The organism is Pseudomonas sp. N-1-13 (assembly GCF_057787095.1).
This window is the reverse complement of sequence record NZ_JBYNRI010000001.1, coordinates 159,941-179,017: the sequence shown is the minus strand read 5'-3', so window position 1 is coordinate 179,017 and position 19,077 is coordinate 159,941. Positions and strand designations below refer to the sequence as shown.

17 protein-coding genes are annotated in these 19,077 nt (G+C 61.2%); 8 read left to right on the top strand and 9 right to left on the bottom strand.

What is annotated here, in order from left to right:
• Window positions 1-156: 156 nt before the first annotated feature.
• Entirely contained in the window at window positions 157-1,659 is a 1,503-nt protein-coding gene (gene ppx, locus AC3I65_RS00810) for an exopolyphosphatase (protein ID WP_047226101.1), read from the top strand.
• A gap of 88 nt (window positions 1,660-1,747) precedes the next feature.
• Here ppx and ppk1 read toward each other — a convergent pair whose 3' ends face one another.
• Complete coding sequence (gene ppk1 / locus AC3I65_RS00805; RefSeq protein WP_047226102.1) at window positions 1,748-3,970, bottom strand: polyphosphate kinase 1; 2,223 nt, start codon at window positions 3,968-3,970, stop codon at window positions 1,748-1,750.
• Between the two features lie 17 nt (window positions 3,971-3,987).
• A complete protein-coding gene (gene hemB / locus AC3I65_RS00800; protein WP_047226103.1) occupies window positions 3,988-5,001 on the bottom strand; it encodes a porphobilinogen synthase in 1,014 nt (337 codons plus the stop codon).
• 205 nt (window positions 5,002-5,206) lie between these two features.
• Between hemB and AC3I65_RS00795 the strand changes: the two genes are divergently transcribed.
• A complete protein-coding gene (locus AC3I65_RS00795; RefSeq protein WP_047226104.1) occupies window positions 5,207-5,830 on the top strand; it encodes a DedA family protein in 624 nt (207 codons plus the stop codon).
• On the opposite strand, the gene AC3I65_RS00790 is transcribed toward AC3I65_RS00795, so the two are convergent.
• Complete coding sequence (locus AC3I65_RS00790; RefSeq protein WP_047226105.1) at window positions 5,811-7,046, bottom strand: sterol desaturase family protein; 1,236 nt, start codon at window positions 7,044-7,046, stop codon at window positions 5,811-5,813. The two genes, AC3I65_RS00795 and AC3I65_RS00790, sit on opposite strands and share 20 nt — an antisense overlap.
• Window positions 7,047-7,169: 123 nt before the next feature.
• Here AC3I65_RS00790 and elbB point away from each other — a divergent pair, with 123 nt between their 5' ends.
• On the top strand, window positions 7,170-7,838 hold the full coding sequence (gene elbB / locus AC3I65_RS00785; RefSeq protein WP_173407496.1) for an isoprenoid biosynthesis glyoxalase ElbB: 669 nt from the start codon (window positions 7,170-7,172) through the stop codon (window positions 7,836-7,838).
• A 120-nt stretch (window positions 7,839-7,958) separates the two neighbouring features.
• Here the strand turns inward: elbB and AC3I65_RS00780 are convergent, their stop codons facing one another.
• The gene (locus AC3I65_RS00780; RefSeq protein ID WP_047226107.1) at window positions 7,959-8,414 is read right to left on the bottom strand and encodes a YaiI/YqxD family protein; all 456 of its coding nucleotides are present in this window, start codon (window positions 8,412-8,414) and stop codon (window positions 7,959-7,961) included.
• Window positions 8,415-8,522: 108 nt separating this feature from the next.
• Window positions 8,523-10,421 (bottom strand): FTR1 family protein, encoded by a 1,899-nt coding sequence (locus AC3I65_RS00775; protein WP_488523401.1) that lies wholly within the window; start codon window positions 10,419-10,421, stop codon window positions 8,523-8,525.
• 311 nt (window positions 10,422-10,732) lie between these two features.
• Between AC3I65_RS00775 and AC3I65_RS00770 the strand changes: the two genes are divergently transcribed.
• The 4 genes from AC3I65_RS00770 (at window position 10,733) to AC3I65_RS00755 (ending at window position 14,017) form a co-directional block, all read left to right on the top strand.
• A complete protein-coding gene (locus AC3I65_RS00770; RefSeq protein WP_047226109.1) occupies window positions 10,733-12,130 on the top strand; it encodes a COG3014 family protein in 1,398 nt (465 codons plus the stop codon).
• An 18-nt stretch (window positions 12,131-12,148) separates the two neighbouring features.
• Window positions 12,149-12,520: a YcfL family putative periplasmic lipoprotein gene (locus tag AC3I65_RS00765; RefSeq protein ID WP_047226110.1), complete on the top strand. Its 372-nt coding sequence runs from the start codon at window positions 12,149-12,151 to the stop codon at window positions 12,518-12,520.
• 162 nt (window positions 12,521-12,682) lie between these two features.
• Entirely contained in the window at window positions 12,683-13,270 is a 588-nt protein-coding gene (gene lpoB, locus AC3I65_RS00760) for a penicillin-binding protein activator LpoB (protein WP_047226111.1), read from the top strand.
• Between the two features lie 3 nt (window positions 13,271-13,273).
• Entirely contained in the window at window positions 13,274-14,017 is a 744-nt protein-coding gene (locus AC3I65_RS00755) for a penicillin-binding protein activator LpoB (RefSeq protein ID WP_488523400.1), read from the top strand.
• A gap of 60 nt (window positions 14,018-14,077) precedes the next feature.
• Here the strand turns inward: AC3I65_RS00755 and rhtB are convergent, their stop codons facing one another.
• From rhtB to AC3I65_RS00740, 3 genes are all read right to left on the bottom strand, one after another.
• Window positions 14,078-14,710: a homoserine/homoserine lactone efflux protein gene (gene rhtB, locus AC3I65_RS00750; protein WP_047226113.1), complete on the bottom strand. Its 633-nt coding sequence runs from the start codon at window positions 14,708-14,710 to the stop codon at window positions 14,078-14,080.
• Window positions 14,711-14,797: 87 nt separating this feature from the next.
• A complete protein-coding gene (locus AC3I65_RS00745; RefSeq protein ID WP_047226114.1) occupies window positions 14,798-15,379 on the bottom strand; it encodes a mechanosensitive ion channel family protein in 582 nt (193 codons plus the stop codon).
• Window positions 15,379-17,289, bottom strand: a complete 1,911-nt coding sequence (locus tag AC3I65_RS00740; RefSeq protein ID WP_047226115.1) for an ATP-binding cassette domain-containing protein — start codon at window positions 17,287-17,289, stop codon at window positions 15,379-15,381. The genes AC3I65_RS00745 and AC3I65_RS00740 overlap by 1 nt, the downstream gene beginning before the upstream one ends.
• A 50-nt stretch (window positions 17,290-17,339) precedes the next feature.
• Between AC3I65_RS00740 and AC3I65_RS00735 the strand changes: the two genes are divergently transcribed.
• Entirely contained in the window at window positions 17,340-17,804 is a 465-nt protein-coding gene (locus AC3I65_RS00735; protein WP_076383072.1) for a TIGR02444 family protein, read from the top strand.
• On the opposite strand, the gene AC3I65_RS00730 is transcribed toward AC3I65_RS00735, so the two are convergent.
• A complete protein-coding gene (locus tag AC3I65_RS00730; protein ID WP_076383073.1) occupies window positions 17,801-18,943 on the bottom strand; it encodes an AlgP family protein in 1,143 nt (380 codons plus the stop codon). The two genes, AC3I65_RS00735 and AC3I65_RS00730, sit on opposite strands and share 4 nt — an antisense overlap.
• Window positions 18,944-19,077: the final 134 nt, after the last annotated feature.

The window sequence follows — 19,077 nt, the reverse complement described above, 5'->3', positions numbered from 1 at the left end:
GCCTCATCGCGAGCAGGCTCGCTCCCACTTCGATCGCGACTCGGTCACTTGTGGGAGCGAGCCTGCTCGCGATTGACGCGAAGCGGTCGCCTTTGCGTTGGCGTAAGCGGTTGATCGTGGCAGGATGGCAAGGTTATCGACCGAGACTTTTTGACCATGCCGCCATCCCAAGCCAAGAATCTGTCCCTGATCGCAGCCATAGACCTGGGCTCCAACAGCTTCCACATGGTCGTCGCCAAGGCCCAGAACGGGGAAATCCGAATTCTTGAGCGGCTCGGCGAGAAGGTCCAACTGGCCGCCGGCATCGACGAAGAGCGCCAGCTGAGCGAGGAATCCATCCAGCGCGGGCTCGATTGCCTCAAGCGGTTCGCCCAACTGATCAACGGCATGCCCCTGGGCGCGGTACGGATCGTGGGCACCAACGCATTGCGCGAGGCGCGCAACCGCGGCGAATTCATCCACCGCGCCGAAGAGATCCTCGGCCATCCGGTGGAAGTCATTTCCGGGCGTGAAGAAGCCCGTCTGATTTACCTCGGTGTCTCCCATACGCTGGCAGACACACCGGGCAAACGCCTAGTGGCGGATATCGGTGGCGGCAGTACCGAATTCATCATTGGCCAGCGCTTCGAGCCGCTGCTGCGCGAAAGCCTGCAAATGGGTTGCGTCAGCTACACCCAGCGTTATTTCCGCGACGGCAAGATCACCCCGGCGCGCTACGCCCAGGCCTATACGGCGGCTCGTCTGGAAATCATGAGCATCGAACATGCCCTGCACCGCCTGACCTGGGATGAAGCCATTGGCTCCTCGGGCACCATTCGCGCCATTGGCCTGGCCCTCAAGGCCGGCGGCCATGGCACTGGCGAGGTCAACGCCGAAGGCCTGGCCTGGCTCAAGCGCAGGCTGTTCAAGCTCGGCGACTCGGACAAAATCGATTTCGAAGGCATCAAGCCTGACCGCCGGGCGATTTTCCCGGCGGGCCTGGCGATCCTCGAAGCAATTTTCGACGCCCTCGAACTGCAACGCATGGACCACTGCGAGGGCGCCCTGCGCGAAGGCGTGCTCTATGACCTACTCGGGCGCCATCACCATGAAGACGTCCGTGAGCGCACCCTGGGCTCGCTCATGGAGCGTTACCACGTCGATCAGGAACAGGCCGCACGGGTCGAACGCAAAGCGCTGCACGCCTTCGACCAGGTGGCCGACGACTGGGATCTGAACGACGGGGTCTGGCGCGAATTGCTGGGCTGGGCCGCCAAGGTGCATGAGGTGGGCCTGGACATCGCCCACTATCACTACCACAAACACGGCGCCTACCTGATCGAGCATTCGGACCTGGCAGGCTTCTCCCGCGAAGACCAGCAGATGCTCGCGCTATTGGTACGTGGCCACCGGCGCAATATTCCCAGGGATAAATTCGCCGAGTTCGGCAATGACGGCATCAAACTGATTCGTCTGTGCGTGCTGCTGCGCTTTGCGATCCTGTTCCACCACATCCGCGGTACCCAGGAAATGCCCCAGGTGGTCCTGCGCGCCGACGGAGCTCAACTGGATGTACTGTTTCCCGAAGGCTGGCTGGAAGAGAACCAACTGACCCAAGCCGACTTCGCCCAGGAAGCCGAATGGCTTACCCGAGTCGGGATTGTGCTGAACATCCACTGATTGCTCACTGGAATCGGGGCTTAGCTGCAATCCATTGTGGCGAGGGGATTTATTCCCTCGCCACAAAAGCTAAGCCTGCCTCTACCTCTTAACGAACCGTTAGCAATGGGCTGCCCAAGCGCTCCAGCAATGTCGCCTGGGCGCTGCGGGCATTCTGGTTGCCGGTCGGCGTGTTGCGGATATAGCGACCGTCCGATTGCAGGCTCCAGCTGTGGGTGTTGTCGGTGAGGTAGCTTTCCAGCTCCTTCTTGACCCGCAGGATCAGCTTCTTGCCTTCCACCGGGAAGCAAGTCTCGACGCGCTTGTCGAGGTTGCGCTCCATCCAGTCGGCGCTGGACAGGAACATCTGCTCCTCCCCACCGTTGAGGAAGTAGAACACCCGGGTATGTTCCAGGAAGCGGCCGATGATCGAGCGTACATGGATGTTGTGGGAAACCCCCGGGATACCCGGCCGCAGGCAGCACATGCCGCGCACCACCAGGTCGATGCGCACGCCCGACTGGCTGGCCTTGTACAACGCGCGGATGATCTTCGGATCGGTCAGCGAGTTGAATTTGGCGATGATGTGCGCCGGCTTGCCGTCCAGGGCGAACTGCGTCTCCCGGGCAATCATGTCGAGCATGCCCTTTTTCAAGGTGAACGGCGCGTGCAGCAGTTTTTTCATGCGCAGGGTCTTGCCCATGCCGATCAACTGACTGAACAGCTTGCCGACGTCTTCGCACAAGGCATCGTCGGAGGTCAGCAGACTGTAGTCGGTGTACAGACGGGCGTTGGCGGCGTGATAGTTGCCGGTGCCCAGGTGGGCGTAACGCACGATCTCGCCGGCCTCGCGCCGCAGGATCAGCATCATCTTGGCGTGGGTCTTGAAGCCGACCACACCATAAATCACCACCGCACCGGCCGCTTGCAGACGACTGGCCAGTTGCAGGTTGGACTCTTCATCGAAGCGCGCCCGCAATTCGATCACTGCCGTGACCTCTTTGCCGTTACGCGCCGCGTCCACCAAGGCGTCGACGATTTCCGAGTTGGCGCCGCTGCGATACAGGGTCTGGCGCACCGCCAATACGTGGGGATCCTTGGCCGCCTGGCGCAGCAGGTCGACCACGGGCGTGAACGACTCGAACGGGTGCAGCAGCAGAATGTCCTGCTTGCTGATCACGCTGAAAATGTTCTCGCTGTTTTGCAGCAACTTCGGGATCTGCGGCGTGAACGGCAAATATTGCAGTTCCGGATGGCTGTCCAGACCGGTGATGCTGAACAGTCGGGTCAGGTTGACCGGACCGTTGACCTGATACAGCTCGGTCTCATGCAGGTTGAACTGCTTGAGCAGGTAGTCGGACAGGTGTTTGGGGCAAGTGTCGGCCACTTCCAGGCGCACCGCATCACCGTAGCGACGCGAGAACAGCTCGCCGCGCAGGGCGCGGGCCAGGTCTTCGACGTCTTCGGTGTCTACCGACAGGTCAGCGTTACGGGTCAGGCGGAACTGGTAGCAACCCTTCACCTTCATGCCCTGGAACAGGTCATCGGCGTGAGCGTGGATCATCGACGACAGGAACACATAATTGTCACCGGGGCCGCCGACGTCTTCCGGCACGCGGATGATGCGCGGCAACAAGCGTGGCGCGGGGATGATCGCCAGGCCGGAATCGCGACCGAAGGCGTCGATGCCTTCGAGCTCGACGATGAAGTTCAGGCTCTTGTTGACCAGCAGCGGGAACGGGTGCGTCGGGTCGAGGCCGATCGGGGTGATGATCGGGGCGATCTCGTCGCGGAAATAGCGGCGCACCCAAGTCTTGAGCTTGGTGGTCCAGTAGCGGCGACGAATGAAGCGAACCTGATGCTTTTCCAGCTCGGGCAACAGAATGTCATTGAGAATCGCGTACTGGCGGTCAACGTGGCCGTGGACCAGCTCGCTGATGCGGGCCAGAGCCTGGTGCGGCTGCAGGCCGTCGGCACCGGCCTGTTCACGGGCGAAGGTGATCTGCTTTTTCAGGCCGGCGACGCGAATCTCGAAGAACTCGTCCAGGTTGCTGGAAAAGATCAGCAGGAACTTGAGCCGCTCCAGCAGCGGGTAGGACTCGTCCAGCGCCTGCTCCAGCACGCGGATGTTGAACTGCAGTTGCGACAGCTCGCGATGGATGTACAGGCTGCTGTCATCCAGGTTGGGAATGACAATCGCAGGGGCCACGGGGGCCTCGGGCACCACCGGCGGCGTAGGCACGGCCTCATGCTCCGGCGGTGTTTCGGCGACCTGCTCGACCACGGGCTGAGCGTCTTTTACGGCAACTTCAGAGAGTCCTTCGGTATTCATCACAAGTTCCTGGGAGGCTATTTCTGCTCTCGTAACAATTGGGCGGCGCGCACAGCAAAGTAAGTCAGGATGCCATCAGCTCCTGCACGTTTGAAAGCGGTCAAGGACTCAAGGATCACTCCTTCGCCCAACCAGCCGTTCTGGATTGCCGCCATGTGCATGGCGTACTCGCCGCTGACCTGATAGACAAAGGTCGGTACTTTGAATTCGTCTTTGACCCGGCAAAGAATGTCGAGGTAAGGCATGCCCGGCTTGACCATGACCATATCAGCCCCTTCTGACAAGTCCGCCGCCACTTCGTGCAAGGCTTCCTCGCTGTTGGCCGGGTCCATCTGATAAGAGGCCTTGTTGGCCTTGCCCAGATTCAGCGCCGAGCCGACCGCATCACGGAACGGGCCGTAATAGGCGCTGGCGTACTTGGCCGAGTAGGCCATGATCCGCACATTGACATGACCGGCCACTTCAAGCGCCTCACGGATCGCCTGGATGCGACCGTCCATCATGTCCGACGGCGCCACCACCTGGGCACCGGCCTCGGCGTGAGACAACGCCTGCCTGACCAGTGCATCGACGGTAATGTCATTCTGCACATAGCCTTCTTCATCGAGAATGCCGTCCTGCCCATGCGTGGTGAACGGGTCCAGCGCCACGTCGGTGATCACGCCCAGTTCCGGGAAACGGGCACGCAGGGCACGGGTCGCGCGCTGGGCGATGCCATCGGGGTTCCAGGCTTCGGCGGCGTCCAGGGACTTGAGCCCGGCAGGCGTGACCGGGAACAGCGCCAGCGCCGGAATACCCAGCTCGACCCACTTGGCGGCTTCTTCAAGCAACAGGTCGATGGTCAGGCGCTCTACCCCGGGCATCGATGCCACGGCCTCGCGACGGTTCTCACCGTCCAGCACGAACACCGGCAGGATCAGGTCATCAGTGGTCAGCACGTTTTCACGCACCAGCCGACGAGAGAACTCATCACGGCGATTGCGACGCAGACGGGTAGCGGGGAACAGACGATTGGCGGGGGTAAAGCTCACGGCAGACTCCTGAGCCCGCGCTGACGGGCGAGCGTGACAGTTATAGACGGCCATTATGACGAACAGATGACAGATATGTGCACCTGCGTCCCGTCGTCGCAGTCATTGTCGTTGCAGGAAATGTTCACGTCGAGACACATCTCGATACTTTCCTGAATGTGTCCGAAGGGTTAGGCTGCGCGTTCATTTCGCCAGCACCCAGACAATGCTCCAGCAATTTCTCCATGACTTCGGCTACCTGGCCTTGTTTATCGGCACGTTCTTCGAAGGCGAAACCATCCTCGTGCTCGCAGGCTTCCTGGCGTTCCGTGGCTACATGGACATCAATCTGGTGGTGGTGGTGGCGTTCTGCGGCAGCTACGCGGGCGATCAGTTGTGGTACTTCATGGGGCGCAAGCACGGCCGCAGGCTACTGGCGCGAAAACCTCGCTGGCAGTTGATGGGCGATCGGGCGCTGGAGCATATTCGCCGGCATCCGGACATCTGGGTCCTGAGTTTTCGCTTCGTCTACGGCTTGCGCACAGTCATGCCGGTGGCCATCGGGCTGTCGGGCTATCCGCCGGGCCGCTATCTGTTGCTCAACGGTATCGGCGCGGCGATCTGGGCCACTGCCCTGGCCGCCGCCGCGTACCACTTCGGCGCGGTGCTCGAAGGCATGCTGGGCAGCATCAAGAAATATGAATTGTGGGTACTCGGTGCCCTGCTGGTGCTGGGGTTGTGCCTGTGGCTGCGTCGACGTATCAAGAATGCACGGCTGGCCAGGAAAGTCCTCGAAGCCGAACGGCTGGAGCAAGCCAGGACCCACGAGCCTACGACGCCAGCCGAGTGACCCGGCTGCGACAGCAATACAGCCCGATGCCACTGAGCAGGCTGTAGCTGAGCAACCCAACCCAGGCCACGGGGCTGGCCGGCCACAACCCCACCAGCGGCGCCAGCCACACCAGTGGTAAATTCAGGACCAGCCGCAACAGCTCCAGCCTCAGGGCCCACGGGCGATTCTCCAGGGCCACGCCCAACACAAACAAACCCAGCGCCACCGTGCCCCAACCCAACACCAGGGCAGCAACCGACAGGCTGTTCTCCAGGTTCATCAAGTAACTGCCCAGCGCAATGTAGGTACAGAACTGCAACGCCACGTACCACTGCTGGCGGCCGTCCAGCGGCACCTCGAATTTGCGGAACTGACTCAGGTCCGGCTTGTTCAGCGGGTACCGCGCCGCCACATCCGCCGGACGCCAACCGGTGGGCATAAACCAGATCCGCAGTTTGTCTCGCCAGCGCTCTGCCCGTCGCGCATCCGCCCACAATTGCGCATAGAACTGCAGGTTGGCCCACAACGGATTCCAGCTCGCCAGCGGCGTGGTCACGCCAAAAATCACCGGTTCGTTAGCGTCTTCTTCCTGAAAGGTGCGAAACAGACGGTCCCAAATAATGAACACCCCGCCGTAATTGCGATCCATGTAAAGAGGGTTCTGTGCATGGTGGGCGCGATGATTGGACGGCGTAACGAAACACCACTCCAGCCAGCCGAGCTTGGGGATGTGTTGGGTGTGGACCCAGAACTGATACAGCAGATTCAACGCCGCCACGCTGACGAACACCACCAGCGGCACGCCGGCCACCGCCAGCGGCAGGTAGAAAATCCAGCTCAACACAAACCCGGTGCTGGTCTGGCGCAACGCCGTGGAGAGGTTGTAGTCCTCGCTCTGATGATGGACCGAATGGGCCGCCCAGAGGATGTTGCGCTCATGGCCCATGCGGTGCAGCCAGTAATAACAGAAGTCGTAGAACACGAAAGCCAATACCCAGACCCAGGCCTGGTCGGCAGACAAGTGGATAACGGCCAGGTGTTCCAAGGCAAACGCGTAGGTCACCAACCCCACGCCCTTGGTCAGCAAACCGGTCGTGGTGGAGAGCACGCCGGTGCTCAGGCTGTTGATGGCGTCTGCCACGCGGTAATGGCTCACACCCCGCCAGCGGTCGGCCAGCAACTCGACGGCAATCAGCACAAAGAAAAACGGCACGGCATACAGAATGAAATTCATGACGCAACCCGAGCAGACAAAGCAGGGAGATAGTCGGCAGATTAGGTGTAGCTGCTCGATAACCCTATGGCAACGAGTGACAAATTAGTGGACATTTAACGCCATGAATCTGGAGAAAAGCCCATGAGCAAAAAAGTTGCAGTGATCCTTTCCGGCTGTGGCGTGTATGACGGTGCAGAGATCCAAGAAAGCGTGATCACCTTGCTGCGCCTCGACCAGCGCGGCGCACAGGTGCAGTGTTTCGCCCCCGACATCGCGCAGTTGCAGGTCATCAATCACCTGACCGGCGAGCAGATGCCCGAGAGCCGCAACGTGCTGGTGGAGTCCGCCCGGATCGCTCGGGGCAATGTAAAGGATTTGCGCGAAGCCAACGCCGAGGACTTCGACGCGCTGATCGTGCCTGGCGGTTTCGGCGCGGCGAAGAACCTCTCCAACTTTGCCGTCGAAGGCGCGGGCTGCACCGTCCAGCCTGAGGTTCTGGCGCTGACCGAAGCCTTTGCCGAGGCCGGAAAACCGGTGGGGCTGATCTGCATTTCCCCGGCCCTGGCGGCAAAAATCTATGGTCCGGGGGTGACCTGCACCATTGGCACAGATACCGACACTGCCGCCGCCGTCACCAAAATGGGCGGCATCCACGAAGACTGCGCTGTCACCGATATCGTCGAAGACACTGCGCGCAAGCTGGTCAGCACGCCGGCCTACATGCTGGCGCAGAACATCAGCGAAGCGGCTTCGGGGATCAATAAACTGGTGGACCGGGTGCTGGAGTTGACTCACGAGAATGACGAGTAACACCACCCTTCAATGTGGGAGCGAGCCTGCTCGCGATGGCGTCAGTTCAGTTGATGTATCTGTTTGCTGACACACCGTCATCGCGAGCAGGCTCGCTCCCACAAGAGGTCCGAGCAAGACTCAGGAAGTTCGGGCCAAGCGCGTCAGTATCCGATCCAGCGCATTGGCGAACCCTTGCTTGTCCCGCTCGCTGTACGCTGCCGGCCCGCCGCCCATATGGCCCTGCTCACGCAAGTCGGTGAACAGGTTGCGCACCGCCAGCCGATCACCCATGTTCTGCGCATCGAACTCCTTGCCCCGCGGATCCAGTGCCGCAACCCCCTTCTTCACCAGCCGGTCAGCCAACGGTACGTCGCTGCAGATCACCAGCTCACCCGGTACGGCATGCTCCACCAGGTAATCGTCCGCCGCGTCAGGCCCGCTGGGCACCACGATCAGCTTCACGCAGGCCAGGGCCGGCTTGATCTGCGGTTGGCCGGCCACCAACACCACTTCGAAGCGGCGTTTCAAGGCGAACTTGACCACCAGTTCCTTCGCGGCCTTGGGGCAGGCGTCGGCGTCGATCCATACACGCATTGAGTTTTTCCTCTAATTAAAAGCATCGCGGGCAAGCCTTGCTTCCACAGGCGAATACTGACTGTGGGAGCAAGTCTTGCCCGCGATTATGAGCGCAGCGAATGCTGTTCAGGAAACCTGGACCCTACGCTTCTCCGCCACCCGACTGCGCCCGTACAACACCACAATCGCCACGATCGCCATCACTTGGGCGGCCAAGGAATAAGCATCGGCGTGAATGCCCAGCCAGTCGAAATCGAAGAACGCCACCGGACGGGTGCCAAAGATCCCGGCTTCTTGCAGCGCCTTCACGCCATGACCGGCAAAAACCACCGACAGCGCGCAGAGCAATCCGGCATTGATGCTGAAAAACAACGCCAGCGGCAGTTTCGCCGAGCCGCGCAGAATCACCCAGGCCAACCCCACCAACAGCACCAGCGCCGTGGCGCCGCCAGCCAACACGGCATCATGCCCGGCGGGACCGGCTTGCAGCCACAGGGTTTCGTAGAACAGGATCACTTCGAACAGCTCGCGATAGACCGAGAAAAACGCCAGGATCGCAAAACCGAAACGTCCGCCGCCGCCCACCAGACTGCTCTTGATGTAATCCTGCCAGGCCGCCGCGTGACGTCGGTCGTGCATCCACACACCCAGCCACAGCACCATCACACTGGCAAACAAGGCCGTTGCGCCTTCGAGCAATTCGCGCTGGGCGCCGCTGACGTCAATCACATAAGCGGCCAGCCCCCAGGTCGCCAGACCAGCCAGCAGCGCCAGCCCCCAACCGACGTTGACGCTGCGAACCGCTGACTGTTGACCGGTATTGCGCAGGAACGCCAGGATCGCCGCCAGCACCAGAATCGCTTCCAGCCCTTCGCGAAGCAGAATCAGCAAGCCCGAGATGTAACTCAACGACCAGCTCAAACCGTCGCCACCCAGCAAATTCGCCGACTCCGTCAGCTTGGCCTTGGCCGCGTCCAGGCGCTGCTCGGCCTGCTCGACCGACAAGCCATCCTGCAACGACTGACGGTAGGCCATCAGCGCTTTTTCAGTGTCCTTGCGCACATTGGCATCGACGTTATCCAGCGAACTTTCCACCAGCTCGAAACCTTCCAGGTAAGCGGCTACCGACAAGTCATAGGCTTGGTCGTGATCACCGGCGCGATACGCCGCGATGCTCTTGTCCAGGGTGGTGGCGGTGTAGTCGAGCAACTGCGCCGGGCCACGCTGCACTTGTGGCGGCTGGGCACGCTGGGCGCGAAAGGTGGCTGCCGCTTCAGGGCCCTGCGCCGCGAGGATTTCGGCCGGTGTCTGGCGCGCCAGATCAGCGAGGTTAAAGGTCTGTCCGCTTTTAGCGGCCGCCGGATCGGCGCTGAAGCTGGCGATGTACGTCGCCAGGTCCCAGCGCTGACGGTCGTCGAGCTGATCGGCAAAGGCCGGCATGTCAGTGCCTTCGACGCCCATGCCAAGCGTGTTGTAGATCGCGTAGAGACTCAGATGATCCAGGCGCGCCCCATCGCGCAGGTTGGCGGGCGCAGGCTCCAGGCCGACACCGGCGGGACCGTCGCCGGCCCCGCTGTCACCGTGGCACACCGAGCAATTCTGCGCATATAGCGGCGCACCGCGGGCCGGGTCCGGGGTGATCACCGGCGCCTGACTGACCTCATACGCCACCGCCAGTCTGGCCCCCAGTTGCCGCGCCAGGCGGGCGACCTCATCGCCGTCCTGATGCGCGGTGATGGCGCTGCGCAAGGCGGCGACGCCTTGTGTCAGCTCTGCTTTCTCAGGTTTGGCTGGCAGCGCAACGATCAGCCCTTCCAGGCGCTGGGTAAATTCCAGTTGCTCGCGGTATTCAGACTCGTCGACAACTTTGCCCGCCTGCACCGTCGCCGGATAATCCGCCCCGATGTAATCCAGTAAATGCAGCGCCTGGGGGGCGCCCTCCAGGGTGTCGGCCAATAGATTGGCGCTGCATAGCGCAAACAACGGCAGCGCTAGCCAGGCCAGAAAACGGTACGGGGCAGTCATGAATGACTCTCAGATGGAAATAAGAAGTAACACATTGTTCACTTCCAATGACCTTGACTCAAGGGTTGATGTGTTTCTGAAGCAGATTTCATCGGATCTTCACGCTTGGAAGTGATGTCACAAAAACTGCATTACGAGATTAAAAAGCCATTACATAGCCAACGGCCATGTTTATAATCCCGCCGCCCTCTTATTGTCCGAAGGCATAAAAGCTCCTCCGGTTATGAGGAACCGACAGCGCCCGGCGCTCGTCCGTGGATCGTCCCAGCCCGACCCGCACCCCCGGCTGATACCTCAGGGAAGAAGTATTCATGGCATCCCGTGCCGCTCTTTCGATCGCCCTCGGCGCGATCACCTTGTTGTCTGGCTGCTCTGCGTTTCGCAACTACGACAGCGAATTGGCCCAGACCAATCAGCAACTGGCTTCCGGCAACGTCGACGCGGCGTTGACCCTGCTGGAGAAGAACAACACCAGCCAAGACAAAGACCTGCTGTATTTCTTCGAAAAAGGCGAACTGTTGCGCGCCAAGGGCGACCTGCCCGGCAGTCAGGCTGCCTGGTCCAGCGCCGATCAGCAGGTGGGTCAGTGGGAAGATGCAGTCAAGCTCGACACAGGCAAATATCTGGCACAGTTCGGCAGCTTTCTGGTCAACGATAAAGTTCGACGCTACGAAGGCTATGACTACGAAAAGGTCATGCTGACCACGCAGATGGCCCTGAACCAGCTGGCCGTGAACGACTTCGACGGCGCGCGGATGCAGATCAAGAAAACCCACGAGCGCGAAGCGGTGATTGCCGACCTGCGGGACAAGGAATACCTCAAGCGCGAGGAAGACGCCGAGAAGCAAGGGGTCAAGACCGAGTACAAGGACCTGCAGGGCTACCCGGTGGCCAGCCTCGACGCGCCGGAAGTGATCAGCCTGAAAAACAGCTATCAGAGTGCGTTCAGCCATTACCTGGCCGGGTTCGTCTATGAAGCCTTGGGCGAAAAAGACCTGGCCGCTCCGGGTTATCGCAAAGCCGCCGAACTGCGTCCGAATACGCCGTTGCTGGAGCAGGCATTGATCAACCTCGACAAGCCCGCTGGCAAGAAGGATGAAAGCGACATCCTGATTGTGGTGCAGAGCGGCCTGGCGCCGTCCCGGGACTCGATCCGCATTCCCCTGCCCCTGCCCATCAGCGGCAATGTGGTGATCACGCCACTGTCATTCCCCCTGATCAAGCCTGACACCTCCACCGCCACGTTCACTCAAATCGGTGTCGACGGTCGTCAACTGGACCTGACCCAGCTCAACAGCACCACAGCCATGTCCCGCCGCGCCCTGCGCGACGACATGCCCGGCATCATCCTGCGCACAACCGTGCGCGCGATCACCCGGGGCGTGGCGCAAAAACAGATCAACGAAACCAATCCCCTGGCCGGCCTCGCGGTGGGCCTGACCTCGGCCGTGCTGGAAGGCGCGGACACCCGGACCTGGCGTACCCTGCCGGACTACACCCAAGTGGTGCGTCTGCGCCTGAAAAAAGGTGAACACCACGTCACCTTGCCGAGCGCGGTGGGCGGTTCGGTGGTCAAGGTTACCGTCGATCAGCGTTACCAGGTCATCAGCCTGCGGGCGGTGGGCAATCAGGTCTTCGCCGGTGGCCTGGCCGCCCAGGTGATCCCGAGCACCAACCCGACCGCCGTCGCCAGCATCAAGCAACCTTAAGAACGGAGTCTTCTTCAAATGCGTTTAAAACTGATCACCCTCGGTGTCCTGGCCTTGCTGGCCGGTTGCGCCACCCCTGCGCCGCCGGAGCCGGGCAGCGCCGCCAGCAAAGTCGTGGCCATGGGCAAGCAGAAAAACATCGTGGTCGGCGCCATGCGCGTGGCCCGGGAAAACGGCTACCTGACCGTCAATGTGCAGTTGAGCAACACCAGCTTCAACAACAAGACGATGTACTACCGCTTTGCCTGGTTGGGACCGGAAGGCTTTCCGGTTGCCGAGGAAGAAACCTGGAAAAGCCTGACGCTGTACGGCGAACAAACCAGTTTCCTGCCGGCTATCGCACCGACCCCCAAGGCTGTGGATTTCCGATTGGAAATCAATACGCCTTGAGCCACACACCTGTGGGAGCGAGCTTGCTAGCGATAGCAATGCATCAACCAGCAATGCGCTTGGCTGACAGACCGCTATCGCGAGCAGGCTCGCTCCCACAAAAGGCTCTACTGACTGGCACCACGCGTTAACCCTAATTTTTCAGCTTTCGAGAGCACTCCCATGTTTGTACGCATTTCATCCCTCGCCCTGGCCGCCCTGCTGGTCAGCGGCTGCGCCAACAACTCTCCGGTTCTGGGCAGCAAGAACATCAGCTACGGCGACACCAAGGCCGTGGAAACCGTGACCAACGAATTCGGCTCCACCGACCTGCAAATGATCGCCGAGTCCATGACCCGCTCCCTGGCCCAGTCCGGCATTTTGCAGGGCCGCCCGGTGGTTCAGGTCTATGACGTGAAGAACAAGACCAGCGAGTACATCGACACCCGCGAGATCACCACCAGCATCAAGACCCAATTGATGAAGACCGGTGCGGCACGTTTCGCCAGCGACAACAACGCCATGGACAGCCAGGTTGACCAGCTCAAGCTGCAAAACCAGAGCGGCCTGTACAAGAAAAGCACCGTGGCCAAGACCGGCAACATGATCGCGGCCAAATACCGCCTCGAAGGCTCCATCAGCTCGATCGTCAAGCGCAGCAGCGACTACAAGGACGTCTTCTACAAATTCAGCCTGCAATTGATCGACGTCGAAAGCGGTCTGGCCGAGTGGATGGACGAGAAAGAAATCCGCAAGACCACGGAGCGCTAAGCCATGTGCACATGGATCGGCATCATGGCCCTGGCCTGCGCATTCGGCGCCCAGGCGGCCCCGAAAGTCGCGGTCACTGACCTGGCGTACCAGCAACGGGTGGAGGAATACATCCACACCGTTTCGGCCCAGAGCAACTTCCAGGCGAACCCTTACAGCGCCAGCGCTTCGTCGAGCTACGACGAGATGGAAGCCACCACCAGCTACATCGAGCAGGGCGAACTGCGCAAGTTCACCGGCGACATCAAGGGCGAAATCCTGCGCAGCGGGATGTTCCAGCTCGTGCAAGGCACGCCCCACACCGCTTCGTCCACGGGCGACGTCTATGACGTGATCAAGCGAATCAAGGCCGGGCACTTCAAGGGCGCCGATTACGTGCTGTTCGGCACCGTATCGGACATCGACTTCACCCGCGACATCAATGAACTGGCCAATACCAACAGCTACTCGGCCGTGCTCGCCTTGACCCTGGTGGCGGACTTCAGCCTGATCAACACCAAAACCTACGAAATCACCTCGGCCTTCACCGCCATGGGTGAAGGCCAGGACACCAAGCTGCTGAATCATCGGGACGTACGCATCAACCTCAACCGCCCGCGAGTCGTGCGCGAGGTGTCCAAGGCCCTGGGTGAGGACGTAGCGCGGCAACTGAGCGAACAACTTGGCGGGCCGAACTACGAACAAGCCGGCGAGCCTGCGCCGCGCAACAACCTACCACGGGATACCGCGCCGGTCATTTTGCGCTAAGCGGTTCAGCGATTATTTTGTGGCGAGGAGATTTATCCCCGCCACATTGGAACCGGCGGGTTAGACCGAGGCTTTGCGAATTGTCGCCAGCAACCCCGCCGCACCAATGAACAGCCCGGCAAAGGTGCGGTTCATTCGACGCTGCTGTTTCGGAGTGCGCAGCAGGCGCAGGACTTTGGATGCCAGCCCGGTGTACCCGGCCATGACGATGAGGTCGACGCAAACCATCGTCACACCCAGGATCAGGTATTGCTTGATCAGCGGGGCATGGGGGTCGATGAATTGAGGCAACACCGCAAGCATGAACACCAATGCCTTGGGGTTGCTGATGTTGACCAGAAAACCGCGAAACACCAGCGCCAAAGGCTTGCCGATAGGCCGCACGGCCGCGTCATCACTGAGATCGCCCGGGATGGCTCGCCACTGCTTGACGCCCAGATAAACCAGATAGGCCACACCAAACCACTTGATCGCATAAAACGCGGTCGCCGATGCGGTGAGGACCGCGCCGACACCGGCGGCGACAATCACGATTTGCAACGCCAGACCCAATTGCAGGCCCAGGGCATTCCAGTAGCCGCGCCAGAAACCGTATTGCAGACCGCTGGACATCGATGCGATGGCACCAGCACCCGGCGAAAGACTGATCACCCAGCAAGCGGCGAAAAACGCCAGCCATGTCTCCAGCACCATTGCACACCTCGGCTCAGATTCGTTGAAACCACTAAGCTAATGCGCCGCCGGACGGTTGACCACAGATATTTAACGATCGAGACCCGCTTATTCGACGAACCCGCCGACCGGAAACGCCTCGTTGCCGCGCCAGCGTCGAACTGAACGTTGGAAGAACAGGCTGTTGGGCACTTGCACCATGGAACTGCCCGTACCGAGTTCCTCGGGTTCGATCAAGGTGGTGTAAAGCAGGTTGATGGCCACCACCCGCCCCTTGATGCCGGGCTTGTCGGTGGACTCCACCAGCTCAACTACATCGCCCAGACGAAACGGCCCGACGGTGTAGATCAAAATGGCGCACAACAGATTGGACAGTACGCTCCAGATGGCGAAGAACGCCACCGCCGCCACCGCGACGAACCCCGACAGCGCGGTCCACAGCACCGTGGCCGAGACGCCCAGGCGTTCAAGCACCACCAGCACCGCGCTGCCCATGATCAGCCAGCGCAGCACACCCCGCAGGATGATCACCAACTGGGACGGTAACGGGTAGCGCTCGGCAAGGCCCGTGAGGGCCCGCGCCACGCAACGCTGTGCGATGTAGCCGGCCAGCAGGATCAGCAGTATTTGCACACCGAGCCAGATCGGCTCGACCCACATGACGGGTATCGGCAAAGCCAAGGCTTCCATCAGGACAGTGCCTCCAGCTCCGCTTGCAGGTTTTCCAGCAGTTCCAGGGCTTGCATCCACGCCTCCTCAAGCTCCGCTTCCCGAACCTTCAGCCTGGCCTGTTCGGCCAGCAGATCGCGCAACTCATCCTTGCGCGCCGCTTCGTAGAGACCGCTGTCGCCGAGGCTGGTTTCGATCTTTTGCAGTTTTTCATGCAGCTTGCCCAGTTCGACTTCGAGCTTGTCGGCCTCACGCTTGTGAGGCGCCAACTGCTGACGCAATGCGGCGGCGGCCTGGCGCTGGGCTTTCTTGTCGGTCTTGTCCGGGTTAACCGGCGTGGTACTGACCGGTGCGTTGCGCTGACGGTAATCCACCAGCCAACGGGCATAGTCTTCCAGATCACCGTCGAACTCTTCGACCTTGCCGTCGGCCACCAGGAAAAAATTATCCGTGGTGCTCTTGAGCAAATGCCGGTCGTGAGACACCACCAGCACCGCGCCGCTGAATTCCTGCAAGGCCATGGTGAGGGCCAGGCGCATTTCCAGATCGAGGTGGTTGGTCGGTTCGTCGAGCAGCAACAGGTTCGGCCGGCCCCAGGCGATCAATGCCAGCGCCAGGCGAGCCTTTTCACCACCGGAAAAATTCAGTACCGGCTCATCGATGCGCGCACCACGAAAGTCGAAACCACCGAGGAAATCACGCAGGGTCTGCTCGCGTTCGTTCGGTGCCAGACGCTGCAAATGCAGCAGCGGGCTGGCCTTGGCGTCGAGAGAATCGAGCTGATGTTGGGCGAAGTAACCGACCACGGTGTTCTCGCCCCGGGTCAGACGCCCGGCCAGGGGCTCGAGCTCGCCGGAGAGATTCTTGATCAGGGTCGACTTACCAGCACCGTTCGGGCCCAGCAGGCCGATCCGCGCACCAGGGGTCAGCTGCAGCTTGACCTTCTCCAGCACGGTCTTGTCGCCATAACCCAGACGCGCATCCGACAGGTCGATCAGCGGGCTGGAAATCTTGGTCGATTCGCGGAAAACAAAATCAAACGGTGAATCGACGTGGGCCGCGGACAGTTCTTCCATCCGCTCCAGTGCCTTGATCCGGCTCTGGGCCTGACGGGCCTTGGTGGCCTGGGCCTTGAACCGGGCGATGTAGCTTTCCATGTGCGCACGCTGCGCCTGCTGCTTCTCGTAGGCCTGCTGTTGCTGGGCCAGGCGTTCGGCACGGGCCCGCTCGAATGCGCTGTAGCCGCCACGGTACAAGGTGAGCTTGCGCTGGTCGACATGGGCGACATGATCCACCACCGCGTCGAGGAAATCGCGGTCATGGGAAATCAGCAGCAATGTGCCGGGATAGCTCTTGAGCCAGTCTTCGAGCCAGATGATGGCGTCGAGGTCCAGGTGGTTGGTGGGCTCATCGAGCAGCAGCAGGTCCGAAGGGCACATCAGGGCCTGGGCCAGGTTCAAGCGCATCCGCCAGCCACCGGAGAAATCCCCAACCTGACGGTCCATCTGCTCATTGGTAAACCCAAGGCCTGCCAGCAGTTTGCGTGCGCGGGCATCGGCGGTGTAGCCGTCGGCGCTGTCGAGCTCCGCGTGCAGACGGGCCTGTGCGGCGCCATCGTGTGCCGCCTCGGCCGCCGCCAGGTCGCGTTGGACCTGACGAAGGCGCAGGTCGCCGTCAAGCACGTAGTCCACCGCCAGGCGCTCAAGGGTGTCGACCTCTTGGCGCATGTGGGCGATACGCCAATCGGCGGGCAGCAGGCAATCGCCCGAGTCCGGGTGCAGTTCACCTCGAAGCAGGGCGAACAGGCTCGATTTGCCGGCGCCGTTGGCACCGATGAGGCCAGCTTTGTGGCCGGCGTGCAGGGTCAGCTCGGCGTCTTCTAGCAGACGTTGCGGGCCACGCTGTAAAGTCAGGTTCTGAAGTCGAATCATAATGGCGGCGGAGTCTACCAGCTTCGCTCGCAACTGGCGCGAGTAGCACGATGTCCTCTGATCTATGGAGCTTTTCCCTCGACCTCTACGCCAAGCCTGGTGTGGAACAAACCTGCCTGGCGCTGCAGGGCGCCGGCGCCAATGTCTGCCTGCTGCTTTGCGGGCTGTGGCTGGAACAGCGCGGGGTAGCCTGCACTGAACAAAGACTGCAACAGCTTCAGCAATGGGTCGGCCCTTGGGACACGGACGTCGTTCAGCCCTTGCGCACGCTCCGTAACCAATGGAAAGCCCGCGCCCTTCAAGACACGGCACTCGATAGCCTGCGCGAGCAGGTCAAGCGACTGGAACTGGAAGCCGAGCGACGATTGCTGGAGCGACTGGAGACTGCGACCAGGGACTGGCCTGGGGAACAACCCAAAGATTCAGCGCAATGGCTGCAAGGACTCGTGGCGGGCGCCGACCAAGGGAACCGCGACGCGCTGCATCAGCTGCGCGTCGCGGCGTCCAGCACTTAGGAAGCGCGGGTTGGGGTGTTGCTGCTCGGCGCCGGGGCGGCGCTCGGGTTCAGCGCCGGGGTCGCAGTGCTGGCGGTTGGCGCAGGGGTCGCTGCAGGAGCCGGAGTCGATGTCGCAGGCTTGGCCGCCGGAGCAGTCGAAGGTTTTGCGGCAGCAGGCGTTTTCACGGCGGGTTTCGCAGCAGGCTTGGCCACAGGCTTGGCGGCGGCAGGCTTCGCGGCGGGTTTGGCAGCAGCCGGCTTGGCAGCCGGTTTAGCCGCAGCTTTGGCAGGTGCTTTGACAGCGGCTGGCTTGGCAGCGGGTTTAGCTGCAACTTTGGCGGGCGCTTTGGCAGCGGCTGGCTTGGCAGCCGGTTTGGCGGCGGGCTTGGCAGCAGCCGTTTTTGTAGCAGCTGGCTTGGCAGCCGGTTTAGCCGCGGCGGTTTTTGTCGCTGCGGGTTTGGCGGCGGCTGTTTTAGCGGTCGGTTTAGCAGCTGGCTTGGCGACAGGTTTAGCGGCTGGCTTGGCCGCCACTTTGGCCGCCGGCTTGGCGACAGCTTTAACGGCGGTTTTTTTCGCAGCAGGTTTTGCAGCGCTGGCAGCAACCGGTTTTTTCGCAGCCGGTTTAGCGGCTGGTTTGCTCGCTGCTTTGGCCGGCGCTTTTGCGGCAGGTTTGGCAGCTACCTTGGCCGGTGTTTTTGTCGCGACAGGTTTAGCGGCCGGTTTTCTGGCCGATACAGCGGCAGCGGCAGGCTTGGCAGCACGAAGGCTCAGTGCCTTGCCCACGGCTTCTTGCACACGACCGACGCCTTGGGCCAGTTTCAGGCTTTCCTGGGCATCACGCTTGAGTTGCAGAATATAGGCGCGGGTTTCGGACTGACGATCCTTCAAGGCATCGAGCAGATCTTCGAGTTCTTTCACAGCGTCTTTGGCCTTGGCTTGTGCCTTGGCCTTGCCGGCGGTGGCCGCGTCTTGCAGTTTGGTGCGCGACTTGTGCAGTTTTTCCTGCGCTTTGCCGCGTTGTTTTTCCAGTTTGGCGAGCAGTTTTTCAGCATCAGCCAGGGCTTGGGAGCAGGCGTTTTCCAGATGCTCGAGCAGACTGCCCGAAAGTTGTTGGAGCAAGTGCAACGGAGTGTTTACTGGCTTCTTGGTGGCCGACATGGTTTACCTCCTGACTGACGTGAGTGCGGCTCATACTAGACCTCTGCTGCAACCGCCGCTAGGGCATGTTGACAGTACACAAGACGTTGCGTTGCAAGGGACGAAAAATCTTCTACCCCACTGCCGGGGCAAAC

Coding starts and splice junctions, on each gene's coding strand:
- ppx (WP_047226101.1), top strand. CDS start 157: ATGCCGCCATCCCAAGCCAAGAATCTGTCCCTGATCGCAGCCATAGAC.
- ppk1 (WP_047226102.1), bottom strand. CDS start 3,970: ATGAATACCGAAGGACTCTCTGAAGTTGCCGTAAAAGACGCTCAGCCC.
- AC3I65_RS00795 (WP_047226104.1), top strand. CDS start 5,207: ATGCTCCAGCAATTTCTCCATGACTTCGGCTACCTGGCCTTGTTTATC.
- AC3I65_RS00790 (WP_047226105.1), bottom strand. CDS start 7,046: ATGAATTTCATTCTGTATGCCGTGCCGTTTTTCTTTGTGCTGATTGCC.
- elbB (WP_173407496.1), top strand. CDS start 7,170: ATGAGCAAAAAAGTTGCAGTGATCCTTTCCGGCTGTGGCGTGTATGAC.
- AC3I65_RS00780 (WP_047226107.1), bottom strand. CDS start 8,414: ATGCGTGTATGGATCGACGCCGACGCCTGCCCCAAGGCCGCGAAGGAA.
- AC3I65_RS00775 (WP_488523401.1), bottom strand. CDS start 10,421: ATGACTGCCCCGTACCGTTTTCTGGCCTGGCTAGCGCTGCCGTTGTTT.
- AC3I65_RS00770 (WP_047226109.1), top strand. CDS start 10,733: ATGGCATCCCGTGCCGCTCTTTCGATCGCCCTCGGCGCGATCACCTTG.
- AC3I65_RS00765 (WP_047226110.1), top strand. CDS start 12,149: ATGCGTTTAAAACTGATCACCCTCGGTGTCCTGGCCTTGCTGGCCGGT.
- lpoB (WP_047226111.1), top strand. CDS start 12,683: ATGTTTGTACGCATTTCATCCCTCGCCCTGGCCGCCCTGCTGGTCAGC.
- AC3I65_RS00755 (WP_488523400.1), top strand. CDS start 13,274: ATGTGCACATGGATCGGCATCATGGCCCTGGCCTGCGCATTCGGCGCC.
- rhtB (WP_047226113.1), bottom strand. CDS start 14,710: ATGGTGCTGGAGACATGGCTGGCGTTTTTCGCCGCTTGCTGGGTGATC.
- AC3I65_RS00745 (WP_047226114.1), bottom strand. CDS start 15,379: ATGGAAGCCTTGGCTTTGCCGATACCCGTCATGTGGGTCGAGCCGATC.
- AC3I65_RS00740 (WP_047226115.1), bottom strand. CDS start 17,289: ATGATTCGACTTCAGAACCTGACTTTACAGCGTGGCCCGCAACGTCTG.
- AC3I65_RS00735 (WP_076383072.1), top strand. CDS start 17,340: ATGTCCTCTGATCTATGGAGCTTTTCCCTCGACCTCTACGCCAAGCCT.
- AC3I65_RS00730 (WP_076383073.1), bottom strand. CDS start 18,943: ATGTCGGCCACCAAGAAGCCAGTAAACACTCCGTTGCACTTGCTCCAA.